A 2,427-nucleotide genomic window follows, 5' to 3' on the forward strand; every position below is an offset into this window, starting at 1 on the left:
GCGGCTCGCCGCCGTCCGGTCATGGCCGGTCCGGACCGGCCGAAGAGCAACCGGCCGAGGGCCAGCGGTCTGACGATCAAAAGATTGAAGACCAACCGGCTCACCACAACGCGGGGACGGTCGCCGAGTGGCAGGCCGCACTCGGCTGGTTGTCCCGCCATGACCTGTTCAGTGTCGCGGTCGTCAGCGGGTACGCCGTTGACGCTCTTCGCCTGGCGATCGCCTGCGATCTGCGGGTTGTCTGCGATGACGCGTACCTGTCCCTGACCGGAATCCACCACGGCCGTATCCCGGCGCTGGGGGTCTCCCGGGCTCTGGTCGACCTGGTCGGCTACGGCCGCGCGCTGGATCTGTGTGTGACCGGGCGCGGACTGTCCGGCGTGCAGGCTCAGGCCGTGGGGCTTGCGGACCGGCTGGCCGCCCCTGCCGATCTCGACCGGGCGGTGGAGGAGCTTGTCGCCGCCCTGCTTGCGGCTCCGCGTGAGACGGCCGTCGAGGTCAAGGCGTTGCTGCTGCACAGCCGTGAGCGGTCCAGACCGGATCAGTTACGCGCGGAGCGTGATGCCCAGCTGCGCTGCTCGCCGACGCCGGCCGGGTCATCCGGGTGAAGCGTCTGCGGTGAGTCATCCCCGCACCGGTCAGCCGATCCTGACTCGATCCCGATCCTGACCCGATCTCGACCCGATTCCGGCCTCGACCCTGTGGTCGAGATCATGGTGAGGGAACGATCCTTTGCTGCTTTCGCTTACAGTGTTACATCGTAAGCAGGAGCGAACTTCGGGGGTCTACTGATGAGATTCGTCGAGGGCGGGCCGCCCATCAGTGCGCGGGCCTTCCAGCGTGACCGCTCGATCGCCCACCAGAAACTGCGGCCGGGCACCCTGCGCAGGATCGTCGGGTTTGCGCGCCCGTACCGGAGGATGCTCGCCGGCTTCCTCGTCCTGATCGTCGTCGATGCCGCGCTCGGCGCGACGATTCCGCTGATCTTCAAGGCGATCATCGACAAGGGCATCATCCCCGGACGCGTGGGCGTCGTACAGGCGCTCGCCGCGCTGGTCGGGCTCATCGCCGTCATCAACGCGCTGCTGGCTCTCGCGCAACGGTGGTTCTCCGTGCGCATCGGCGAAGGCCTGATCTTCGACATGCGGGCCCGGCTCTTCGACCACGTCCAGCGCCAGCCGCTGGCGTTCTTCACCCGGACCCAGACGGGCGCTTTGATCTCCCGGCTGAACAACGACGTCCTGGGGGCCCAGTCGGCCTTCACCGGCACGCTGTCCTCGGTCCTGTCCAACGTCGTGTCCGTCGGTTTCGTCCTCGCCGCGATGGTCGTGCTGTCGTGGCAGATCACGGTCGTCTCGCTGCTGCTGCTGCCGGTCTTCGTCGTCCCGGCGCGGCTGCTCGGACCGAAGCTCGCCGACCTCACCCGAGAGAGCTACGGGCTCAACGCCGCGATGAACACGGTGATGACCGAACGGTTCAACGTCTCCGGAGCGATGCTCGCCAAGCTCTACGGCCGCCCGTCACGGGAGAACGACGGCTTCACGACCAAGGCCGCCCGGGTCCGCGACATCGGAATCACTCAGGCCATGTACGGCCGGATCTTCTTCGTCTCGCTGACCCTGGTCGCCTCCCTGGCGACCGCGATCGTCTACGGCGTGGGCGGGCGGTTCGCCGCCGAGGGGGCCCTGCAGGTCGGTACCGTCGTCGCGCTGACCTCCTATCTGTCGCGCCTCTACGGCCCGCTGACCCAGCTGTCGAACGTCAACGTCGACGTGATGACCGCCCTGGTTTCCTTCGAGCGGGTTTTCGAGGTGCTCGACCTGCCACCGGCGATCTCCGACCGGCCAGGCGCGGTCGACCTGCCGCCCGGCTCGGCCACGATCGAGTTCGACGACGTCGGATTCCGCTACCCGGCCGCGGACGAGGTGTCGCTGGCCTCCCTGGAGTCGGTGGCGGTGCTCGACAAGCGTCCGTCCGAGGCCGTCCTGCATCACGTGTCATTCCGGGCGGAACCCGGCGAGCTGGTCGCGCTGGTCGGGCCGTCCGGAGCCGGCAAGACGACGATCAGCCAGCTGGTGCCCCGCATGTACGACGCGGTCAGCGGCGCGGTTCGGGTCGGTGGTCACGACGTTCGGGACATCACCTTGCGGTCGCTACGGGACGCCGTGGGTGTTGTCACCCAGGACGCGCACCTCTTCCACGACACGATCCGAGCGAACCTCGCCTACGCCCGGCCGGAGGCGACGCAGGAGCAGATGTGGGCGGCCATGGACGCGGCCCAGATCGGCGCCGTCGTGCGGGCGCTGCCCGACGGTCTGGACACGGTCGTCGGTGACCGTGGCTACCGGCTCTCCGGTGGTGAGAAGCAGCGGCTCGCCATCGCCCGGTTGCTGCTCAAGGAGCCTTCGATCGTCGTCCTGGACGAGG

2 protein-coding genes are annotated in these 2,427 nt (G+C 68.4%); both read left to right on the forward strand.

What is annotated here, in order from left to right:
* A partial coding sequence (locus tag DD1DGNOD_RS09500; protein ID WP_131769927.1) for an enoyl-CoA hydratase/isomerase family protein occupies positions 1 to 608 on the forward strand: 608 nt, incomplete at its 5' end.
* Between the two features lie 183 nt (positions 609 to 791).
* Positions 792 to 2,427, forward strand: a 1,636-nt coding sequence (locus tag DD1DGNOD_RS09505; RefSeq protein ID WP_131769931.1) for an ABC transporter ATP-binding protein, incomplete at its 3' end; no start/stop codon positions are given.

The organism is Candidatus Protofrankia californiensis (assembly GCF_900634765.1).
In the GTDB taxonomy this organism is placed as follows: Bacteria; Actinomycetota; Actinomycetes; order Frankiales; family Frankiaceae; genus Protofrankia; species Protofrankia californiensis.